This window comes from Ensifer sp. NM-2, assembly GCF_003024455.1.
Lineage (GTDB): Bacteria > Pseudomonadota > Alphaproteobacteria > Rhizobiales > Rhizobiaceae > Ensifer > Ensifer canadensis.
This window is the reverse complement of record NZ_PVZR01000001.1, coordinates 850,628-870,482: the sequence shown is the minus strand read 5'-3', so window position 1 is coordinate 870,482 and position 19,855 is coordinate 850,628. Positions and strand designations below refer to the sequence as shown.

Below are 19,855 nucleotides of genomic sequence, written 5' to 3'. Positions count from 1 at the left end.
TTAGGAAGGCGAGCGGTTCAAGCCAAGAAAAATATCGATCAGGAGAGCGAAGCGTTCCAGCCATCGAGGCGTTCGATGCGCTCGACCCCGGCGAAGCGGGCGACGCGTTCGAGTTCTGCATCTATGCGCTCCATGCGCCCAGAGGACGGCTTGACGCCACGCTCCAGCCAGAGCCGGCGCACATCGAGACTGCCGCGCTTGCGGTCGGCCTTCATGTCGATGCGGCCGATCAGGCGATCGCCTTCGATCAGCGGGAAGACATAGTAGCCGTATTCCCGCTTCGGCTCAGGCACGAAGATCTCGATGCGATAGAAGAAGCCGAACAGCCGCTCGGTGCGATTGCGGTCGCGCAGCAACGGATCGAACGGGCTCAGCACGCGCACGCGGCCCGGCGGGTCGGGAATATCGCCAAGCTCGTCAGGAAAACCCGCAAGCGCATAGGACGACCGTGGCTTGCCGCCGTCGATCGGCTCGATCGACACGTCGATCAGTTCGTCGCGATGTTCCGCCACCCAGGCCTTCGCTTCGTCCGGAGAGACCAGATCCCAGAACGCGGCGATTTCGCCGTGGGTGGCAAAGCCCAAGCGTTCAAGGGCGCTGCGGCAGGCCCAGTCTATGAACTCGTGATGCTCCACCTCGCCATCCTGGTGGTGCGGCGGGATCACCCGCTCTGTCAGGTCGTAGACCTTCTGGAAATTCTCGCGCCTGGCGATCGCCAGCTTGCCGGTGCGCCACAGCACCTCAAGCGCAGTCTTCGACGGATGCCAGTTCCACCAGCCGCCGGACTCGTGTTCGGCCTCCTTGAGGTCGCGGGCAAGCACGGGACCGCCCTTGGCGATGCGCTCGTAGGTTTCGTCGCAGCCTTTTTCAAATCCCTCGCCGCGCCACTTGCTCCAACGGTCGACGATGGTCTCGCCTTCCCATTTGAAGCGGTGCTTCCAGTAGCGGTAGAAGCTGCTGGGGATGATCGAAGCGTCATGGGTCCAGTGCTCGAACAGTTCGCGGTCGTCTTCAAGCAGCGATGTCAAATGTTCGCGGCGATAGGTCTGGTTGCGCGAGAACAGGATCTGATGATGGGCGCGTTCCACCGTCGCGATGCTGTCAACCTGAACGAAGCCGATGTCATGGATCAGCTTCAGTAGGCCATCCTTGCCGAGCGCGCGGTGCGGCGCGCCGGAAAGGCCCTGCTTTGCGAGGAAGATGCGCCGGGCATCGCTATTGGAGAGCCGAATCGTCATGGGAGAAAGAGTAGGCTTTTATTCCCATATTTCAAACGGAACCTTGGCGCAAAGCGCATTGCCCTTGTCCGCCGACTTGGCCTATAGAGCAACCGCAAACCGCGAGGGACGGGATGGACATCCGCTTTACCGATTGCTCGGTCCGCTTCGGCGAACGGGTGGCGCTGCAGCCGCTGACGCTGACGATCACCGAAAGGCGTGTCGGCATTATCGGCCTCAATGGCTCCGGTAAGACAACCTTCGCGCGGCTGATCAACGGTCTAGTCAAACCTTCTGCCGGCAGCGTCACCGTCAATGGCCTCGATACGGTCAAGGACGAGCGCGCCGTGCTTTCCGAAGCCGGCTTCATCTTCCAGAATCCGCAGCACCAGCTGATCATGCCCGTCGTTGCCGATGACATCGGCTTCGGCCTGAAGAACCGCGGCCTCAAAGGCGAGGAAATCGACAAGCGGACGCAAGCGGTGCTGTCGCGCTTCGGCGTCGAGCACCTGGCGCGGCGCCGGGTTCACGAACTCTCCGGCGGCGAGACCCAGCTGATCGCCATGGCCAGCGTCGTCGTCACCGATCCCAAAATCCTGATCCTCGACGAGCCGACCAACCAGCTCGACCTACGCAACCGGCGGCGCGTCGCCGACACGATCGCGACACTTGACGAAGACACGCTGGTCATCACCCACGACCTGCCGCTGGTCGAAAATGTCGAGCGCCTGCTGCTCTTCCACGAAGGACGGCTTGCCGCCGATGGCGCGCCGCAGGAAACGATCCGCCACTACCACGAGATCGCCGGATGCTGACGAGCCTGCACATCGAGGGCAACAGCTGGCTGCACCGGCTGCCGGTGCGTGCGAAGCTTTTGGCACTGGTGGCGCTCAGCATCCTGCTTTTCCTCACCAGCTCGCTCGTCGTGCAGCTGATCGCCTTTGTGATTTCCGGCGGGCTCTATCTCTCGGTCGGCCTTTCCTGGCGCGAAGCGCTGAAACGCGTCGGCTTCGTCTTCTTCACGATCTTCTTTCTCGCGGCCGTGAACCTCTTCCTTCTCCCCTTGAACGAAGTCGCCGTCTTGACCCTGCGCCTGATGGCCCTGGTGCTTTTCGCCGCTGCCGTGACCGCAACGACGACGATCGGCGGCTTCATGGACGAGATCACGGTGCTGCTGACGCCCTTCGAACGCCTGGGCTGGGTGCGCGCTGCCGATGTCAGCCTGGCGCTTGGGCTCGTCCTGCGCTTTGTGCCAGACATTTTCACGCGCTATCAGGCCATTCGCGAAGCACACCGGGCGCGTGGGCTGCCGGTGCGACCGTTGACGATCATCGGACCACTGATCATCCTGACGCTCAAAGATGCGGATACGATCGCCGCGGCGATTGACGCGCGTGGTTTTCGCCGTCAATAAATTCGCGCATCCTAATAAGCAAGGAACCGGAACAGCATGAACACCAGAGATCTCGTCCTTATCGCCCTCTTTGCCGCGATCGTCGTCGTGCTCGGCCTCATTCCGCCGATCACGCTCGGCTTCATTCCCGTGCCGATCACCGCGCAGTCCATGGGCGTGATGCTCGCCGGCTGCATTCTCGGCGCCAAGCGCGGCGCTTTCGCCTTCCTGCTCTTCATTCTGCTCGTCGCCATTGGTCTGCCGGTGCTATCAGGCGGTCGTGGCGGTCTCGCCGTCTTTGCCGGCCCGTCTGGCGGCTTCATTCTCGGCTGGGTCGTTGCCACCTTCGTCACCGGCCTGATCGCGCAGCGCTTCGTCCGGGAAGGCCAGGCTGAACTGCACCAGTTCGTCGGCTTCTTCCTCGCCTCGGTAATCGGCGGCATCGTCGTGCTCTATGCGATCGGCATGCCCTGGGTATCGGCCGTCACCGGCACGCCGCTGCTCGCGGTTGCCACCGGTTCGCTCGCATTCCTTCCCGGCGACCTGCTGAAGGCCGCCATCGCGACGCTTGCCGCACGCGCCGTCTTCGCCGGCTATCCGCTGCTGCCGGTTCGCGCCTGAACCGATGCCGTTTGCCGCCGCCATTGCGCGCCACGCGGAACAAATCCCGCAAGTCCCGGCCTTCCGCATGGAAGGCCGGGTTTTCACATTCCGGGAGCTTGCGCTTTGCGCCGGCCAGCTCGTTTCCGCGTTCGGGAGATTGACGGCAGACACCGGGAATAAAAACGTCCTGCCCGCCACCACAAAGCTGATCGCACTGGAGATCGGCAACCATCCCCTTTTCGCTGCCGCATTCGTCGCCGCAACATCAGGCGGGCATTGCGTTGTTTTGATCGACCCACATCTGCCGGAGACAACGCGGGCGGCAATGCGTGAGCAATTGCGCCCCGACATCACGGTTCGCGCCGACGGCGAGGGGCTGCGGCTCGATGCGACCGCTTCCGGTCAAAGCCTGCTTTTCGCCGCCGGTTCAGACGAAGACATGACGCCGATCGCCATCGGCGCCGATGACGAGCCGTTTCTCGTCGTCTTCACTTCCGGTACCACGGGCATGCCGAAAGCGATCGTGCGCGATCGCGGGTCCTGGCGGCGCAGCCTGAAGATGGGCCAGGATTTTTTTGGCATTAACAGCGACACGCGCACCTTCGCCCCCGGCCCGCTCGCCCATGGGCTGACGCTCTATGCGTTCGCCGAAACGCTTGTTGCCGGCGCCGAATTCGTCGGCATGGCGCATTTCGATGCGGCGCGTGCGTCCGAGACCATCGCCTCGCAGGATGTCAGACGGCTCGTGCTGGTACCGACGATGCTGAGGCGGCTCTGCGCATCGCCTTCCCATGCGGCATTGGCGTCGGTGCAGAAGATCACCGTTGCCGGCGCCAAGCTGACACCCGCCGATCGCGCAGCCGCTGCGACACCGTTTTCGCAAGCTGACATCGTCGAGTATTACGGAGCATCCGAACTCGGCTTCATCAGCGTTGCCGGTCCCGGCGACACAGCATCGGCGACCGCCGTCGGACGCGCCTTTCCCGGTGTCGGCCTAATCGTGCTCGACGAGAGCGAAAAGCCGCTACCGTCAGGCGAAGCCGGCACGATCTTCGTCAACAGCGACCTGATTTCGAGCGGCTATATCGGCACCGGAGATGGTGCGGGCCTCAGGCGTGTCGGCAGGCTCGCAACCGTCGGCGACCTCGGATTCCTTAGTGCCGACGGCACGCTGCATCTCGTCGGGCGCTCCGGCGGCATGGTGCTTTCCGGCGGCAACAACATCTATCCGCAGGAGGTCGAGGCGACGCTTGTCGGGCATGCCGATGTGCATGCGGCGTTCGTTCTCGGACTGGACCATCCCGATCTCGGCAGCGAACTCGTCGCCGTCATCGAGCCGAATGGTGCAACAATCGACCGAGCGGCGCTCGACCGTCATCTCGACAGCCATCTGCCGCGCTATAAACATCCACGACGGATCTGGCTTTGCCATACCTTACCGATGACGCAATCTGGTAAGGTGGCCGCCGGGACTCTCAAGCAATGGATTGTGGACGGACATGACGCCCTTGAGCCCTTCGTCTGACCCATCGCGCACACCGGTGATCGTGGCGGCCCTGCGTACGCCTGTTGGGCGCGTGCGCGGCGTGCTCGCGGAGGTCGAGCCGGCACGGCTCGCTGCGCCGTTGATCACCCGCATCCTCGCCGATGTCGGCCTGGCGGCGGAGGCGCTCGATGACGTCATCCTCGGCAATGCCGCCAACTGCGCCGGCAACCTTGGACGGCTGGCGGCACTTGAGGCCGGACTTCCGGTATCGACACCCGGCCTGACCATTGACCGGCAGTGCGGCGCCGGGCTCGAGGCCATCACCCTTGCCGCCCGTCTCATCCAGTCGGGCGCCGGTCGCTTCTACCTTGCCGGCGGCACCGAAAGCGCCAGTCGCGCCCATATTCGCCTGAGGCCGCCGACGACCCCTGGCGAAGAGCCTCAACCGATCAAGCGTTCGCGCATGGCACCGGACGAGATCGGTGACCCTGACATGGGCGTTGCCGCCGAAAACGTCGCCACAGCCTGCAGCATTTCCCGCGAAAGACAGGATGCGTTTGCGCTCGAAAGCCAGCGACGCGCCGTCGCCGCCCAGGGCGCGGGCCGGTTTACGCGCGAGATCGTACCGATCGAAACGACTGCGGGGATCGTCGAGGCCGACGAATGCCCGCGCGCCAATGCATCGCTCGAAACCCTGCAGCGGCTGAAACCCGTCTTCGTCCAGGACGGCACGGTGACCGCCGGAAATGCCTGCCCGATCAACGACGGCGCAGCGATGGTTCTGGTGACCAGCCTTGCCGAAGCGCGACGCCTGGGGCTTTCCTTTGCGCTCGAATTCATCGATGCGACGACCGCCGGTGTGCATCCCGATCTGCTCGGGCTCGGCCCGGTGCCGGCGATGGAAAAACTGAAAGCGCGCAATCCGGCGCTTGATGTCGATGCGATTGATTTCATCGAATTCAACGAGGCCTTCGCCTCGCAGGTGCTCGGCAGCCTAGATCAACTCGATATTTCGCCGGAACGGGTCAATCTCGACGGCGGTGCCATCGCCCTCGGCCATCCCTATGGCGCATCCGGCGCGATCCTCGTGGTGCGGCTGTTCACGCAGATGCTGGCAGTCCCGCGCGAAACGCAGGCACTGGCGATGATGGGCATCGGCGGCGGCATGGGCGGCGTCGCGCTGTTCCGCAGCCTGCGGCCTACCGAATAGGTTCGTGATGGTTCAGAGAATGTAGCTGCCGAGCCATTCGCGCGTTGCGGCCGGCACCGGCAGCGGCGTGTGCCGTTCGCGATCGACGGCAACCCAGACAATCTCGAGTTCTGCCGCAAGCTGGCCGGCCGCCTCGACGCGCACGGCAAAGCTCACCGAGCTTCCGCCGATCTTGGCGACAGTAACGATGAAGCGCGCCGGCTCGTCATAGCGCAGGCCGCGATGGAAGACACAGGCCGAGCGGCGAACGAGATAGGCAGGCTCATGGACGACCGACGGCCGGTGCCGCCAGAGTTGGGAAAGTGCCGCTTCGGCATGGGCATAGTAGGCGGCATTGTGCATGTGGCCATGCATGTCTATATCGCGAAACGGAATGCGGATTTCCGTGACGTTTTCCCGCTCCCTGCCGTCCATGCGAGGTCCTCTTAGAATGCGCTCCACCCTCGTTAGCCAGTTCGGCGATCCGCGACAAGTGATTGCGCTCGTCGATGCCGAGCGAATCCCGCCGGGGCACGGCGGGGTCGAGATCGCGCTCTCCCTGTCGGCCATCAATCCCTCCGACCTCATTCCCGTCACCGGCGCCTATAGTGCCCGGACGACCCTGCCCTTCGTGCCCGGCTTCGAGGGCGTCGGCACCGTCAGCCGCATCGGCGCTGGCGTTACGACCTTGAAGCCCGGCGATCGCGTGATCCCGATCGGCGCAAGCGGCCTTTGGCAGCAATATCTGGTACGGCCGGCCGAATGGTGCTTTGCCGTGCCTGACGATATCGACGACCGCCAGGCGGCCACCAGCTACGTCAACCCGCTGACGACGATCCGGCTCATCGAAGCGCTCAAGTCCCATTTCGGATCGGTGAACGGCCAGAGAATCGGCGTGACCGCAGCGGGTTCGGCCATCGGCGGCATGCTGCTGAAGCTCATGTCGGGCGAAGGCGCAAAACCGATAGGGATCGTGCGCAGCCAACGCAGCGCCGAGCGGCTTGCGTCCGACACACCCGGCAAAATCGTCATCGCCGATAAAGGGCATATCCCTTCGGGCCTTGCCTTCGACGCCATTGTCGACGCGGTCGGCGGCCCGTTTGCCGGCGAGCTCATCGGCCAGACGCTCCAGCTCGGCGCCGCATTCATCCAGTATGGCGCGCTTAGCGGTGTGCCCGTGCCGATACCGGCAATCCAGGCTCGGCCGGATGTACGCTTCTCCTTTCTGTGGCTGAGAACCTGGGTGCACGCCGCCGGTCGGCCAGCGATCGAAGCGGCTTTTGCGCAGAGTTTTGCCGGTCTGCGCACCGGGCTTTTCTCAAGCCGGATTGCGCAAACCTACCCGCTCAGTTGCCTGGATGAGGCCTTGGCGCATCAGGCGGATCCTCGCCGCGACGGCAAGCTGCTGCTTGATACGCGCTGTTGAAAATCAGTGCTTTCGCTTGGGCGCGCCATGGACGTTGGCAGGTTGGAGCACTAGTTTCGGCGCATGACCACGCTGCTCTATGAAAATCCGATCTTCCTGGAACACGAGGTTCCGGAAGGTCACCCTGAAAGGCCGGACCGGCTGAAAGCGCTGAACCTTGCGCTCGAGCACCCGAATTTCGCCGACCTCAAGCGCATAAAGGCGACGAAGGCGAGCGAAGACCTGGTGCTGCTCGCCCATCCGGAGGAGCATCTGCGCACCGTCAAGCGCGCCATCCCCGAAGAGGGCATCGCCAATCTGGAAGCTGACACCTATGCCAGCCCGTTCAGCCTCGAGGCGGCATTGACCGGCATCGGCGGTGCGGTTGAGGCGGTCGATGCAGTTTTCACGGGCAAGGCCGACAACGCTTTCGTCGCGGCGCGTCCGCCCGGCCACCACGCCGAGAAGAACAAGGCCATGGGCTTCTGCTTCTTCAACACCGTCGCGATTGCCGCCCGCCACGCACAGGTGGCGCATGGGGCAGAGCGCGTGGCGATCGTCGACTGGGACGTGCACCACGGCAACGGCACTCAGGACATCTTCTGGGACGATCCGTCGGTGCTTTTCTGCTCCACTCATCAGATGCCGCTTTATCCCGGCACCGGGGCCAAGGACGAAACCGGCGTGAAAGGCAACATCGTCAACGCGCCGCTCTCGCCCAATGCCGGCAGCGAGCATTTTCGCGAGGCGTTCCGCTCTCGTGTGCTGTCGGCGCTGACGAACTTCCGGCCGGATTTCATCCTGATCTCGGCCGGCTTCGATGCCCACTACCGCGATCCGCTGGCGCAGATCAACCTTGTCGCCGAGGACTTCGACTGGGCGACGGGCCGCCTGCACGAGATCGCCGACCGCAGCGCCGGCAACCGCATGGTCAGCCTGCTCGAGGGCGGCTATGACCTGCAGGGACTGGCCGAGTCGGCCGGCATGCATATTTTGAGATTGATGAGAGGGTAACCATGACCACCACCACGCAACCGGACGTTTCGGCCCTCTCCTTCGAGCAAGCCGTCGAAGAGCTGGAGCGCATCGTCTCGGCACTGGAACGCGGCGACGTCGCGCTCGACAAGTCGATCGAGATCTATGAGCGCGGCGAAGCGCTGAAGAAGCACTGCGAGGCGCTGTTGAAGGCTGCCGAAGACCGGATCGAAAAAATCAGGCTCGACCGTGCCGGCAAGCCGCAGGGCGTGGAACCGCTCGACGCGGAGTAAACGACGGGGGATTGGTCAACGTCCGGAAACGCTGCGTCTTCGCCTAGCGCCTACCCGCAACGTGCGTTAGGCGCTAGGCTCAGACCATACGAACAACGGGAGCGTGCACCATGTCCTTCTTTCCAGGCCCCGACCCGCTCGCCGGCGACAAGCCCGCCTGCGACGCCATCGAACACCTGATCATCCCGCGCACCAGCGACATCGGCGGATTGCAGGTTCGCCGCGCACTACCGACAGCGAAGCGGCGGCTTGTCGGGCCGTTCATCTTCTTCGACCGGATGGGACCGGCGCTGTTGCGTGCCGGCGAGGCGATCGACGTTCGGCCGCATCCGCATATCGGCCTTTCGACCGTGACCTATCTGTTCGACGGCGAAATCAAGCATCGCGACAGCCTCGGCACCGAAATGGTCATCCGCCCCGGCGACGTGAACCTGATGACCGCCGGCCGCGGCATCGTTCACTCCGAGCGTTCACCGGAAAACCAGCGCGGGCATGAACGCTCGGTTTCCGGGTTGCAGACCTGGCTGGCGCTCCCCGACCACAAGGAAGAGATCGACCCGATCTTCGACCATACCGAACGGCACATGCTGCCGCAGCTCAATGACGGCGGCATAGATGCCCGGGTGGTGATCGGCAGCTTCGAAGGGCAGAAGTCGCCGGTCTCGGTCTTTACCGACACGATCTATGTCGACCTCAACATCGCGCCCGGCAAAAGCGCGCCGTTTGCCGCCAATTGGGAAGAGCGTGCGATCTATATCCTCTCAGGCGAAGCGATCATCGCCGGCGACCACTTCGCCGACAATCAGCTGCTGGTCTTCCGGCCTGGCGACGAAATCACCGTCACCGCCGGTCCGCTCGGCTGTCATGTCATGCTGTTCGGCGGCGCAGCACTCGGCTCGGCCCGCCACATCTGGTGGAATTTCGTGTCATCGTCAAAGGACCGCATCGAGAAGGCCAAGGAAGAATGGCGCACCGGCCGCTTCGACATCGTGCCCGGCGACGAGGAGGAATTCGTGCCCCTTCCCACCGGTTGAGGGCATCGAACAACCGCGACCGCTTGCCGCTTCCAGTTGCCGCATGCTTCCTTAAATCGATTTCGATTCAGGGAATCATACGGTAGTGTCTAGGACAACGACGCAGGAAAGCCTAATTTTGCATTCAGCAACAATTGCGTCTAAAGAGCCGCTTTAACGGTACCACCAACTATCGCGCACCCGATCCGTGCGGTGCGCATGAGGCATGCAGCGTGACACAACTGCCAACGAACCCGATGCCGGCAACCCCCTTGCTCGACAAGGTGACCTTTCCCGACGATCTGAAGAAGATCGACGACAAGGATCTGCCGCAGCTTGCCGGCGAAGTTCGTGCAGAGATGATCGATGCGGTCTCGCGTACCGGTGGCCATCTCGGCGCGGGCCTCGGCGTCGTCGAGCTGACGATCGCCATCCACAAGATATTCAACACGCCGCATGACCGGCTGATCTTCGACGTCGGCCATCAGTGCTACCCGCACAAGATTCTGACCGGCCGTCGCGATCGCATCCGCACCTTGCGCCAGGAAGGCGGCCTGTCCGGCTTCACCCGTCGCGCCGAAAGCGAATACGACCCCTTCGGTGCCGCGCACTCCTCGACGTCGATTTCCGCCGGCCTCGGCATGGCTGTCGCCGCCGACCTCGACGGCAAGAACCGCAATGTCATCGCCATCATCGGCGACGGTGCGCTTTCGGCCGGCATGGCCTATGAAGCGCTCAACAATGCGGGCGCGCTCGATGCCCGCCTGATCGTCATCCTCAACGACAACGACATGTCGATCGCGCCACCGACCGGCGCGATGAGCGCCTATCTGGCGCGCCTCGCTTCCGGCCGCACCTACATGGGCATCCGCGAAGTCGGCAAGAAACTGACGGCCTATCTCGGCAAGACGGTCGACCGGGCGATCACCCGCGCGGTCGAGCATGCCCGCGGCTACGTCACCGGCGGCACGCTGTTCGAGGAAATGGGCTTCTATCATATCGGCCCGATCGACGGTCACTCGTTCGAGCACCTGCTGCCGGTACTGCGCAACGTTCGCGACAACGCCAAGGGGCCGGTGCTGATCCATGTGGTGACGCAGAAGGGCAAGGGCTATCCGCCCGCCGAAGCCGCTGCCGACAAGTATCACGGCGTCAACAAGTTCGACGTCATCACCGGCGCGCAGGCCAAGGCAAAGCCGAACGCGCCCGCCTACACCTCGGTCTTCGCCGAAGCCCTGACGCAGGAAGCCGGTTTCGACGACAAGATCGTTGCGGTCACCGCCGCCATGCCATCCGGCACCGGGCTCGACAAGTTCGCCCTCGCCCACCCCAAGCGCTGCTTCGACGTCGGAATCGCCGAACAGCACGCGGTGACCTTTGCGGCCGGTCTGGCATCTGAAGGCTACAAGCCGTTTGCCGCACTTTATTCCACCTTCCTGCAGCGCGGCTACGACCAGGTGGTCCACGACGTGGCGATCCAGGGCCTGCCTGTGCGTTTTCCGATCGACCGCGCCGGTTTCGTCGGCGCCGACGGGCCTACCCATGCCGGCTCCTTCGACACGACCTATCTCGCGACCCTGCCCGGCTTCGTCGTCATGGCAGCCGCCGACGAGGCAGAGCTGAAGCACATGGTGCGGACCGCTGTCGCCTATGATGCCGGCCCGATCTCGTTCCGCTATCCGCGCGGCGAAGGCGTGGGCGTCGAAATGCCGGAGCGCGGCCAGATCCTTGAAATCGGCAAGGGCCGCGTGGTCAAGCAAGGCTCCAAGGTGGCGCTGCTTTCCTTCGGCACGCGCCTTGCCGACTGTTTGTTGGCCGCCGAAGATCTCGACGCGGCGGGTCTTTCGACGACGGTTGCCGACGCGCGCTTTGCCAAGCCACTCGACCACGACCTCATCCGCCAGCTTGCCCGCCATCACGAAGTGCTTGTGACCATCGAGGAAGGCGCAGTCGGCGGTTTTGCCAGCCACGTGCTGCAGTTCCTCGCAGAAGACGGCCTGCTCGACGGTGGCCTGAAGGTGCGCCCGATGGTGATGCCTGACATCTGGATGGAGCAGGCAAAGCCCGAAGCGATGTATGCCTTGGCCGGCCTCGACCGCGCCGGCATCGTTTCTACGGTGTTCAAGGCACTCGGCCAGAAGCAGGATATCGGCATCGGCGCTGCCGGCTAAGGCTACGCGATCGAAGGCAGTCCGAAACACCAAAGCCCCGGCGATGAACCGGGGCTTTTGCTTTCTTGTGTGTCGTGGCGACGATCAGAATTCCTGCCAATCGTCCTGCGCCACCGCCGCATTGCCGTAAGACACGGGGCGGGCGGCACTCGCCGAGCGTATCGGTGCAGATGGCGCCGCCATAGTGGTGCCATGGTGCGCAGATCGCTTGGGGCGGTCATGCTGTTCGTGCGGCCCGGCAGCGTGAAGCGGGCGATGAGCTCGCGCAGACGGCCGGCCTCGCTGGCGAGCTGGGCGCTGGCGGCATTGGCCTCTTCGACCATCGCCGCGTTCTTCTGCGTCACCTGGTCCATCTGGTTGACGGCGGTGTTGACTTCGCTGAGCCCCACCGACTGTTCGCGCGCCGAGATGGCGATCGCGTCCATGTGCTGGTTGATGGTGGCCACATGGCCGCCAATCGCCTTCAGCGCCTCGCCGGTATCGCGCACCAGCTTGACCCCGCCTTCGACCTCGACGCTGGAATTGCGGATAAGCTCCTTGATCTCCTTGGCGGCCTTTGCCGAGCGCTGGGCCAGCTCGCGCACCTCCTGGGCAACGACCGCAAAGCCTTTGCCGGCCTCGCCCGCCCGCGCCGCTTCGACACCGGCATTGAGCGCCAGGAGGTTGGTTTGAAAGGCGATCTCGTCGATAACGCCGATGATGTTGGAGATCTGGCCGGAGGAGCTTTCGATCCGGCGCATCGCTTCCACGGCACTCGCCACCACGACGCCGGATTTGGCAGCGCTTGAATTCGCCTCTCCGGCCACGATGCGCGCCTTTTCGGCCCGCCGCGTCGAGCTCGTGACGTTGGCGGTGATCTCGTCGAGGGCCGCCGCGGTCTGTTCCAGCGATGCGGCCTGCTGCTCCGTGCGCCGCGACAGGTCGTCAGCACTTTCGCTTATTTCGCGTGATGTGATTACTTCCCTGTCTCCTTGGGGGTTTTATCACCACGTCTTACCCGCTCTGCCGAGCAGCCGTGCAGCGAGGGGGCTTGCCAATAGGCCGCCAACCCTCCATGAGAAACACATGTCAGAAGAACGCCAGAATGAAGAACACAAGAACAGAGTCCGCCTGGACCAGCTGCTGCTCAACACAGGACTGGTGGCTAGCCGTGCCCGTGCCCGCGACGCGATCCAGCGCGGCACCGTCAAGGTCGACGGCCGCACGGTCACCAAGCCGTCGTTGGCCTTTGCCGAGAGCGTGACCATCACCATCGATGACCCGGCGCAGGACTATGTTTCGCGCGCAGCGCTGAAGCTTGCCGCAGCGCTCGATCATTTCGCGCTCGATCCGACCGGTGAAAGCTGCGTCGATATCGGCGCCTCCACCGGCGGTTTCACCGAGGTGCTGTTGAAGCGCGGTGCCGATCACGTGGTTGCCATCGATGTCGGTCATGGCCAGATCCATCCGCGGATCTCGGGCGATCCGCGCGTCACCAGCATCGAGGGCCTCAACGCCCGGGCGATGACCGAGGACGACATCGACAACCGTGAAGTGACCTTCATCGTTTCCGACGTCTCCTTCATTTCGCTGAAGCTCGCCTTGCCGCCGGCACTCGAGATGGCGCTTCGCGGTGCGCACTGCATCCTGCTGGTCAAGCCGCAATTCGAGGCCGGTCGCGATGCGATCAGCAAGGCCGGACTGCTGAAGGATCCCGACAGCGCGCCGGCGGTTGCCGCCGAACTCGAGCGCTGGCTGGTCGAAGACATGGGCTGGCAGAGCCTCGGGCTGATCCCCTCGCCGATATCAGGCGGCGACGGCAACGTCGAGTTCCTGCTGGCCGGGAAAAAGCCATGAGCACGCAGACCCTGACCATCGCCCGTCTCGGCGCGCAGGGCGACGGCATTGCCGAAACCGAGGCTGGTCCGGTCTATGCGCCCTTCACGCTGCCGGGCGAGAGCGCGGCCCTTGCGGTCAACAAGTCTCAGGGCACGCTGATCTCGCTGCGCGAAGCATCGCCTGACCGGGTCGAACCGCACTGTCGCCACTTCGGCCCGGACGGTCAGAACGGCACCTGCGGCGGCTGCACGTTGCAGCACGCGGCCGACGGCCTCTACCAGACCTTCAAGCGCGACCTGGTGATCAACGCCTTGAAGTCGAAGGGATTGAAGCCTGATGTCGCGCCGCTGATAACAGCCCAACCCGGCGAGCGCCGCCGCGCCGTGTTCACGGCGCGCAAGACCGAAAAAGACCTGCTCCTCGGCTTCAACCAGGCGGAAAGCCACCACATCGTGGCGATTTCGGAATGTCCCGTCACGAGCCCGGGCATCGTCTCGCGGCTCGCCACCATCGGCAAGATCGGCGCGGCCATGGCCGTCAACGCCGAACCGTTCCGCATCACCGTTCTCGAAACGCTTTCCGGTCTCGACCTTTCGGTCGACGGCATCAAGGGATTTGGCGATCGCGAGCGCCGGCGCACCGTCGAGACGGTTCTCGGAGAACGCGGCATTGCCCGCGTCAGCCTCAATGGTGAGATCATCGTCGAGCCGACGAAGCCGGTGATCGAATTCGGCGGCGTCTCCGTCTCGCCGCCGCCCGGCGGCTTCACCCAGGCAACGCTTGCCGCTGAAGAGGCGATGGCAGCACTGGTGCTCGATCATATCGGCAAGGCAAAGCGGGTTGCGGACCTCTTTGCCGGCAGCGGCACATTCGCCCTGCGCATCGCCCGCAAGGCCCGCGTGCACGCGGTCGAAGGCGAGGACAAGGCGCTGAAGGCGCTCGACTTCTCCGCCCGCAACACGCAAGGGCTGAAGCCGGTGACGATCGAGAAGCGCGATCTCTTCCGCCGCCCGCTCATGGCGCAGGAACTGAAGGTTTACGATGCCATCGTCTTCGACCCGCCACGCGCGGGCGCGGACGTGCAGTGTCAGGAAATCGCCCGCTCCGGCGTCAAGAAGATCGTCGCCGTCTCCTGCAATCCGACAACGCTTGCCCGCGATCTCGCGATCCTCGTTGCTGCCGGCTACCGCATCACGTCGGTCACGCCGATCGACCAGTTCCTCTGGTCGGCCCATGTCGAGGCAGTCGCAACGCTCGAGAAATAGAAAAAGGCCCGGATGTCCGGGCCCTTTCTCATCGTTCAGACCGATGCACCCGACCTATGCCGCCCGCCGACGCGACGTTGGTGTCGGCGCATAGGCGCTCTGGGTATTGCCGAGGTTGAACTGGGCCAGAAGCGCATTGAGCGAAGCGGCTTCCGAAGCCAGGCCATGGCTTGCCGCCGTCTGCTCTTCCACCATTGCCGCGTTCTGCTGCGTGCCCTGGTCCATGGTGTTGACTGCCGTGTTGATCTCCTGAAGGCCGGTCGACTGTTCGCGCGTCGCCGTGACGATCGCGCTCACATGCTTGTTGATCTCCTGCACTTCGGCAACGATCGTCTCCAGCGCCTTGCCGGTGTCGCCGACCAGCGTCACGCCGCTGCGCACCTGGTTGCCCGAGGTGGTGATCAGCGCCTTGATCTCCTTGGCGGCATTGGCCGAACGCTGTGCCAGTTCACGCACTTCCTGGGCAACGACGGCAAAGCCCTTGCCGGCATCACCGGCACGGGCCGCCTCGACGCCGGCATTCAGCGCCAGCAGGTTGGTCTGGAAGGCGATGTCGTCGATGACGCCGATGATGTTGGAGATTTCGCCCGACGATTTTTCGATCGCATGCATCGCCTCGACGGCGTTGGCAACGACCTCGCCGGACTTTTCGGCACCGGCCCGGGTGCGGGCGACCAGCACGCCGACTTCCTCCGCCCGGCGGGCAGAATCCTTGACCGTGGTGGTGATCTCTTCAAGCGCAGCTGCCGTCTCTTCGACCGAGGCTGCCTGCTGCTCGGTGCGGCGGGCCAGATCGTCGGCGGCCGAACGGATTTCCGTCGCACCGGCGTCGATGCCGCGGGCATTGGCACCAACGGCGCAGAGCGTGTCGTGCAGCTTGGCGACCGAGTTGTTGAAGTCGGCGCGCAGACGATCGAGACGATCGGCAAACGGATTGTCGATGCGGTAGGCGAGATCGCCGTCGGCCAGGCGGCCGAGACCGCTTGCCAGGCCATCGACGGCCTGCTGCACTTCGGCAGCATCACGGGCATCGCGAGCCTGGCGTTCCAGGCGCTCGCGCTCCGACAGTGAACGGTTGGCGTCGGCCTCGTCTTCGAGCTTGAGCTTGGCGATGGTCGCGTCGCGCAGCACCTGCAGCGAGCGGGCGAGATCGCCGATCTCGTCCTTGCACTCGGCTTCCGACAGGTCGACATCGGTCTTGCCCGCAGCGATTTCACCGGTGACGCCGATGACCGCCGCAACGCGCTTGCGGAATCGGGTGGCAAGCGTCCAACCGACCAGGATCATGATCAAGGCTGCGACGGCGATAACCGCGACGGAGATCATCGCAAGCTGCGAGAGACCGGCAAAGACGGTAGCCTGCGGCACGGATACGACGACGTACCAGGTTGTATCGGGCAGAAGCTTGACCGGCACGGCAACGGCGATGTGCACCGAGCCATCCGTGTGGGTGAGTTCAAACGCCTGCTCGGTCTTGCCCAGAAGCTGGCCCCAACCGCCGGCCTCAAGCCCGGTGTCCTTTAGCGATTTTCCAAGGAAAGTCTGATCGGGATGGCTGATGATGCTGCCGCCCTGGCTGACCAGCGAAACGAATCCGGTACCGAACGGGGCCAGCTTGCCCAACTCGTTGGAAAGGTGGTCAAGCGCCATGTCGACGCCATCGACGCCGACGAAGGCATTGTCGAGCTTCAACGGCACCATGATCGACGTCATCAGCACGTCCTTGCCGTCGATCTTGTAGAAGTAAGGCTCGGTGATCATGTCGCGGCCAGTCTTCTTGGGGACCTGATAGTAATCTCCTGCGCCGGGCTTGTCGTAATCGACCAGCGCTTCGTACACGATCTTTTCCCCCGAACGGGCGATATAGGGAACGTAGCGGCCACTGGCATCGTGGCCCGGTTTGCCCGCATATTCCGCATCCTTGCCGTCAAACGCGTTCGGCTCCCAGCCGGTGCTGAGGCCAACGGCGAGCGGGTTGTCCGCGATCAGCTTTTTCAGCAGCGCAACCGTACCTTCGCGAGACGCCGTGCCACTGTCCTTCATGGCATAGAGGGCAGAGCGCATGTTGTTGGCGAGCGTTTTCGTCTCTGCGAACCTCGCCTCGACGTTGGCGGCGCTTGCATAGGCGGCGTTGGTCATCTCCGCAATGCTGCGCTCTTTCAGCTGCTGATAGGATAGCCAGAACACGATGGCAGCCGTGACCATACAGGTCAAAAGGCCAGTCATCACGATGGCAAACATGTTTCGTGCGGTCGCAGTCTTGAGAATCACCGTTCGTCTCCCTTCGCGCGATTGCTTGAAAAAGCAGATCGCGAGCAAACTTCGAACGCGTGATGGAAAGCCAAAACACGCGCAGCGTGAGGCAGGTGTCTGGAACACATCGGTGGCCCTGAGGCGAGCTTTTCGGGAGATGGACCCTATCGGCGGATGTGCGGTGCGAAGTCATTTCGCGGCAATCGGACGGTATGCCTCGACACTTTATCAAAACTTAAAAAAGGAAAGCCGGAACAACGAATTACGGCGCACGCGCCGATTTTCGAAAAACGGGCATCCAAAAACAAAGACCCGGAGTTGTGCTCCGGGCCCTGCTTCGCATCTAAGGTGTTTTACGTCTATGCGGCGCGACGGCGCGGCATAGCTGCCGGCGCATAGGCGCTCTGGGTATTGCCGAGGTTGAACTGGGCCAGAAGCGCATTGAGCGAAGCGGCTTCCGAAGCCAGGCCATGGCTTGCCGCCGTCTGCTCTTCCACCATTGCCGCGTTCTGCTGCGTGCCCTGGTCCATGGTGTTGACTGCCGTGTTGATCTCCTGAAGGCCGGTCGACTGTTCGCGCGTCGCCGTGACGATCGCGCTCACATGCTTGTTGATCTCCTGCACTTCGGCAACGATCGTCTCCAGCGCCTTGCCGGTGTCGCCGACCAGCGTCACGCCGCTGCGCACCTGGTTGCCCGAGGTGGTGATCAGCGCCTTGATCTCCTTGGCGGCATTGGCCGAACGCTGTGCCAGTTCACGCACTTCCTGGGCAACGACGGCAAAGCCCTTGCCGGCATCACCGGCACGGGCCGCCTCGACGCCGGCATTCAGCGCCAGCAGGTTGGTCTGGAAGGCGATGTCGTCGATGACGCCGATGATGTTGGAGATTTCGCCCGACGATTTTTCGATCGCATGCATCGCCTCGACGGCGTTGGCAACGACCTCGCCGGACTTTTCGGCACCGGCCCGGGTGCGGGCGACCAGCACGCCGACTTCCTCCGCCCGGCGGGCAGAATCCTTGACCGTGGTGGTGATCTCTTCAAGCGCAGCTGCCGTCTCTTCGACCGAGGCTGCCTGCTGCTCGGTGCGGCGGGCCAGATCGTCGGCGGCCGAACGGATTTCCGTCGCACCGGCGTCGATGCCGCGGGCATTGGCACCAACGGCGCAGAGCGTGTCGTGCAGCTTGGCGACCGAGTTGTTGAAGTCGGCGCGCAGACGATCGAGACGATCGGCAAACGGATTGTCGATGCGGTAGGCGAGATCGCCGTCGGCCAGGCGGCCGAGACCGCTTGCCAGGCCATCGACGGCCTGCTGCACTTCGGCAGCATCACGGGCATCGCGAGCCTGGCGTTCCAGGCGCTCGCGCTCCGACAGTGAACGGTTGGCGTCGGCCTCGTCTTCGAGGCGGGCACGCTCGACCGCATTGGAACGGAAGACGGCGACTGCGGCGGCCATCGAGCCGATCTGGTCGCGGCGATCTTCGCCGGGGATTTCGACGTTGAGATTGCCGGCGGCAAGCTTCTCCATCGCGCCGGTCATGTCGGTGACGGGGCGGATGACAAGGCGGTTGAGGAAGGTTGCGAGGAAGACGAGCATGACGCCGACGGCGAGAATGGTCGCGACGGTTGCGGCAATGCGGAACTGGTCGATCGCGGAATAGGCGACATCGGCGTCGATGACGAAGCCGACATACCATTCGACCGAGGGCAGGCCCTGAACCGGTACGAAGCTGACGATCATCGGCTTGCCATCGAGTTCGGTGTTCATGATGCCGGAGCTGATCGTCGGGGTGTCGATCGGGAAGGCGTCGGCAAGCGTCTTGGTGACGAGCTTGGAATCCGGGTGAACGAGGATCTGGCCGTCCTTGCTGGCGAGGAAGGCGAAGCCTTCGCCGCCGACGTCGATGCCCTTGACCATCGAGACCAGCGTTTCCAGTGAGAAGTCGCTGCCGGTGACGCCGTAAAGCTTGCCGTCGCGCTTGACCGGAACGGCAGCGCTGATGATGAGGTCGCCGGTCGAGGCGTCGACATAGGGCTCGGTGAGAACACGCGCGTCGGCTTTGACGGCCTGCTGATACCACGGGCGCTGGCGCGGATCGTAGCCCGCCGGCATCGGATTGTCCGGCCAGGTGATGAACTTGCCGCTCTCGTTGCCGACATAGGTCGAGATGAACTCGTTGGTCAGCACGTCGTTCTTGAGGATCGGCTGGACGCCGTTGTCATCGGTCGTCCGACCGGCGGCGTCGGCCACCATCGCCGTCAACGTGACGCGACCGTTGAGCCACTTGGCGACGCTCTGTGCGGCCTGGACGCCGGAGGACGAGATGTTTTCTTCGACCGCCTTGGTGGTTGTGTCGTACTGAAGCGTGTCGATATAGACGGAAAAGCCGGCAAAGGCGGTAACAACGACACCGGACGCGGCGACGAGAATGCGCGTCATGAGGTTCGATCGCTTGGACAAGATGGGCTCCTAACAGGGGCCGGCGTGCTTCGCCGGACATGAGCTCTCGATGATTTTCACGCGCAGCATCGCTCAGCCGCCGGAGTGGCGGTTGGTCAAGCCTCGGGAAAACGTTGAACATGCCAAAAAGGCGGGGCCAGCCATGCCTCATGCGGCCGGGGCCACCCTGGTGAGGGTAGGCCTATCGCGCCGCACGCTAGCGATCGCTATTTAAGAAGCGATTAAAATTGTCATATGCAAGTTCGGGATGCCGGCGGCAACGCGATCTTCACACAGGGACGGTTAAAGGACCGCCCCGACTTTGCTTGTCCGGCA

The 19,855-nt window shown here is 63.7% G+C and carries 16 protein-coding genes and 1 pseudogene; 12 read left to right on the top strand and 5 right to left on the bottom strand.

The annotated features are described in order from the left end of the window. Window positions 1-38: 38 nt before the first annotated feature. Complete coding sequence (locus C6558_RS04205) at window positions 39-1,238, bottom strand: winged helix-turn-helix domain-containing protein (protein ID WP_025426158.1); 1,200 nt, start codon at window positions 1,236-1,238, stop codon at window positions 39-41. A gap of 113 nt (window positions 1,239-1,351) precedes the next feature. Here C6558_RS04205 and C6558_RS04200 point away from each other — a divergent pair, with 113 nt between their 5' ends. Genes C6558_RS04200 through C6558_RS04180 form a run of 5 tightly spaced genes read left to right on the top strand, consistent with a single transcriptional unit; the run spans window position 1,352 to window position 5,909 of the window. Further along, window positions 1,352-2,032: an energy-coupling factor ABC transporter ATP-binding protein gene (locus C6558_RS04200; RefSeq protein WP_025426157.1), complete on the top strand. Its 681-nt coding sequence runs from the start codon at window positions 1,352-1,354 to the stop codon at window positions 2,030-2,032. Further along, entirely contained in the window at window positions 2,026-2,631 is a 606-nt protein-coding gene (locus tag C6558_RS04195; RefSeq protein WP_025426156.1) for an energy-coupling factor transporter transmembrane protein EcfT, read from the top strand. The genes C6558_RS04200 and C6558_RS04195 overlap by 7 nt, the downstream gene beginning before the upstream one ends. A 36-nt stretch (window positions 2,632-2,667) precedes the next feature. Next, window positions 2,668-3,231 carry a biotin transporter BioY gene (locus tag C6558_RS04190; RefSeq protein WP_025426155.1) on the top strand — a complete coding sequence of 188 codons (564 nt, stop codon included), beginning with the start codon at window positions 2,668-2,670 and terminating at the stop codon, window positions 3,229-3,231. Between the two features lie 4 nt (window positions 3,232-3,235). Beyond that, complete coding sequence (locus C6558_RS04185; RefSeq protein WP_025426154.1) at window positions 3,236-4,738, top strand: class I adenylate-forming enzyme family protein; 1,503 nt, start codon at window positions 3,236-3,238, stop codon at window positions 4,736-4,738. Then, window positions 4,722-5,909 carry a thiolase family protein gene (locus C6558_RS04180; protein WP_025426153.1) on the top strand — a complete coding sequence of 396 codons (1,188 nt, stop codon included), beginning with the start codon at window positions 4,722-4,724 and terminating at the stop codon, window positions 5,907-5,909. The genes C6558_RS04185 and C6558_RS04180 overlap by 17 nt, the downstream gene beginning before the upstream one ends. Before the next feature lie 12 nt (window positions 5,910-5,921). On the opposite strand, the gene C6558_RS04175 is transcribed toward C6558_RS04180, so the two are convergent. Then, window positions 5,922-6,323 (bottom strand): thioesterase family protein, encoded by a 402-nt coding sequence (locus C6558_RS04175; protein WP_025426152.1) that lies wholly within the window; start codon window positions 6,321-6,323, stop codon window positions 5,922-5,924. A gap of 16 nt (window positions 6,324-6,339) precedes the next feature. Between C6558_RS04175 and C6558_RS04170 the strand changes: the two genes are divergently transcribed. The 5 genes from C6558_RS04170 (at window position 6,340) to dxs (ending at window position 11,745) form a co-directional block, all read left to right on the top strand. After that, the gene (locus C6558_RS04170) at window positions 6,340-7,314 is read left to right on the top strand and encodes a zinc-dependent alcohol dehydrogenase family protein (RefSeq protein WP_025426151.1); all 975 of its coding nucleotides are present in this window, start codon (window positions 6,340-6,342) and stop codon (window positions 7,312-7,314) included. A 63-nt stretch (window positions 7,315-7,377) separates the two neighbouring features. Further along, entirely contained in the window at window positions 7,378-8,307 is a 930-nt protein-coding gene (locus C6558_RS04165; RefSeq protein WP_025426150.1) for a histone deacetylase family protein, read from the top strand. A gap of 2 nt (window positions 8,308-8,309) precedes the next feature. After that, window positions 8,310-8,561 (top strand): exodeoxyribonuclease VII small subunit, encoded by a 252-nt coding sequence (locus tag C6558_RS04160; RefSeq protein ID WP_025426149.1) that lies wholly within the window; start codon window positions 8,310-8,312, stop codon window positions 8,559-8,561. 110 nt (window positions 8,562-8,671) lie between these two features. Then, on the top strand, window positions 8,672-9,595 hold the full coding sequence (locus C6558_RS04155) for a pirin family protein (RefSeq protein ID WP_025426148.1): 924 nt from the start codon (window positions 8,672-8,674) through the stop codon (window positions 9,593-9,595). A 236-nt stretch (window positions 9,596-9,831) separates the two neighbouring features. Then, entirely contained in the window at window positions 9,832-11,745 is a 1,914-nt protein-coding gene (gene dxs, locus C6558_RS04150; RefSeq protein WP_038575941.1) for a 1-deoxy-D-xylulose-5-phosphate synthase, read from the top strand. 2 nt (window positions 11,746-11,747) lie between these two features. Here the strand turns inward: dxs and C6558_RS04145 are convergent. Next, a pseudogene (locus C6558_RS04145) lies at window positions 11,748-12,695 on the bottom strand (methyl-accepting chemotaxis protein); the annotation flags it as partial. Window positions 12,696-12,810: 115 nt separating this feature from the next. On the opposite strand from C6558_RS04145, the gene C6558_RS04140 reads away from it, so the two are divergent. Both C6558_RS04140 and C6558_RS04135 read left to right on the top strand, forming a co-directional pair. Beyond that, the gene (locus C6558_RS04140) at window positions 12,811-13,581 is read left to right on the top strand and encodes a TlyA family RNA methyltransferase (RefSeq protein WP_025426145.1); all 771 of its coding nucleotides are present in this window, start codon (window positions 12,811-12,813) and stop codon (window positions 13,579-13,581) included. Next, a complete protein-coding gene (locus C6558_RS04135; protein ID WP_025426144.1) occupies window positions 13,578-14,828 on the top strand; it encodes a class I SAM-dependent RNA methyltransferase in 1,251 nt (416 codons plus the stop codon). The genes C6558_RS04140 and C6558_RS04135 overlap by 4 nt, the downstream gene beginning before the upstream one ends. Window positions 14,829-14,882: 54 nt before the next feature. On the opposite strand, the gene C6558_RS04130 is transcribed toward C6558_RS04135, so the two are convergent. Together C6558_RS04130 and mcpU are read right to left on the bottom strand one after the other, a co-directional pair. Then, window positions 14,883-17,099: a methyl-accepting chemotaxis protein gene (locus tag C6558_RS04130; RefSeq protein WP_239637566.1), complete on the bottom strand. Its 2,217-nt coding sequence runs from the start codon at window positions 17,097-17,099 to the stop codon at window positions 14,883-14,885. A gap of 341 nt (window positions 17,100-17,440) precedes the next feature. Beyond that, window positions 17,441-19,519: a methyl-accepting chemotaxis protein McpU gene (gene mcpU, locus C6558_RS04125; RefSeq protein WP_225906252.1), complete on the bottom strand. Its 2,079-nt coding sequence runs from the start codon at window positions 19,517-19,519 to the stop codon at window positions 17,441-17,443. Between the last annotated feature and the right edge of the window lie 336 nt (window positions 19,520-19,855).

Bases quoted from the DNA above. Each gene is read 5' to 3' on its own strand.
- C6558_RS04185 (WP_025426154.1), top strand. From the start codon at position 3,236: ATGCCGTTTGCCGCCGCCATTGCGCGCCACGCGGAACAAATCCCGCAA.
- C6558_RS04205 (WP_025426158.1), bottom strand. From the start codon at position 1,238: ATGACGATTCGGCTCTCCAATAGCGATGCCCGGCGCATCTTCCTCGCA.
- C6558_RS04165 (WP_025426150.1), top strand. From the start codon at position 7,378: ATGACCACGCTGCTCTATGAAAATCCGATCTTCCTGGAACACGAGGTT.
- C6558_RS04160 (WP_025426149.1), top strand. From the start codon at position 8,310: ATGACCACCACCACGCAACCGGACGTTTCGGCCCTCTCCTTCGAGCAA.
- dxs (WP_038575941.1), top strand. From the start codon at position 9,832: ATGCCGGCAACCCCCTTGCTCGACAAGGTGACCTTTCCCGACGATCTG.
- C6558_RS04195 (WP_025426156.1), top strand. From the start codon at position 2,026: ATGCTGACGAGCCTGCACATCGAGGGCAACAGCTGGCTGCACCGGCTG.
- C6558_RS04190 (WP_025426155.1), top strand. From the start codon at position 2,668: ATGAACACCAGAGATCTCGTCCTTATCGCCCTCTTTGCCGCGATCGTC.
- C6558_RS04175 (WP_025426152.1), bottom strand. From the start codon at position 6,323: ATGGACGGCAGGGAGCGGGAAAACGTCACGGAAATCCGCATTCCGTTT.
- C6558_RS04135 (WP_025426144.1), top strand. From the start codon at position 13,578: ATGAGCACGCAGACCCTGACCATCGCCCGTCTCGGCGCGCAGGGCGAC.
- mcpU (WP_225906252.1), bottom strand. From the start codon at position 19,519: ATGACGCGCATTCTCGTCGCCGCGTCCGGTGTCGTTGTTACCGCCTTT.
- C6558_RS04155 (WP_025426148.1), top strand. From the start codon at position 8,672: ATGTCCTTCTTTCCAGGCCCCGACCCGCTCGCCGGCGACAAGCCCGCC.
- C6558_RS04170 (WP_025426151.1), top strand. From the start codon at position 6,340: ATGCGCTCCACCCTCGTTAGCCAGTTCGGCGATCCGCGACAAGTGATT.
- C6558_RS04140 (WP_025426145.1), top strand. From the start codon at position 12,811: ATGTCAGAAGAACGCCAGAATGAAGAACACAAGAACAGAGTCCGCCTG.
- C6558_RS04200 (WP_025426157.1), top strand. From the start codon at position 1,352: ATGGACATCCGCTTTACCGATTGCTCGGTCCGCTTCGGCGAACGGGTG.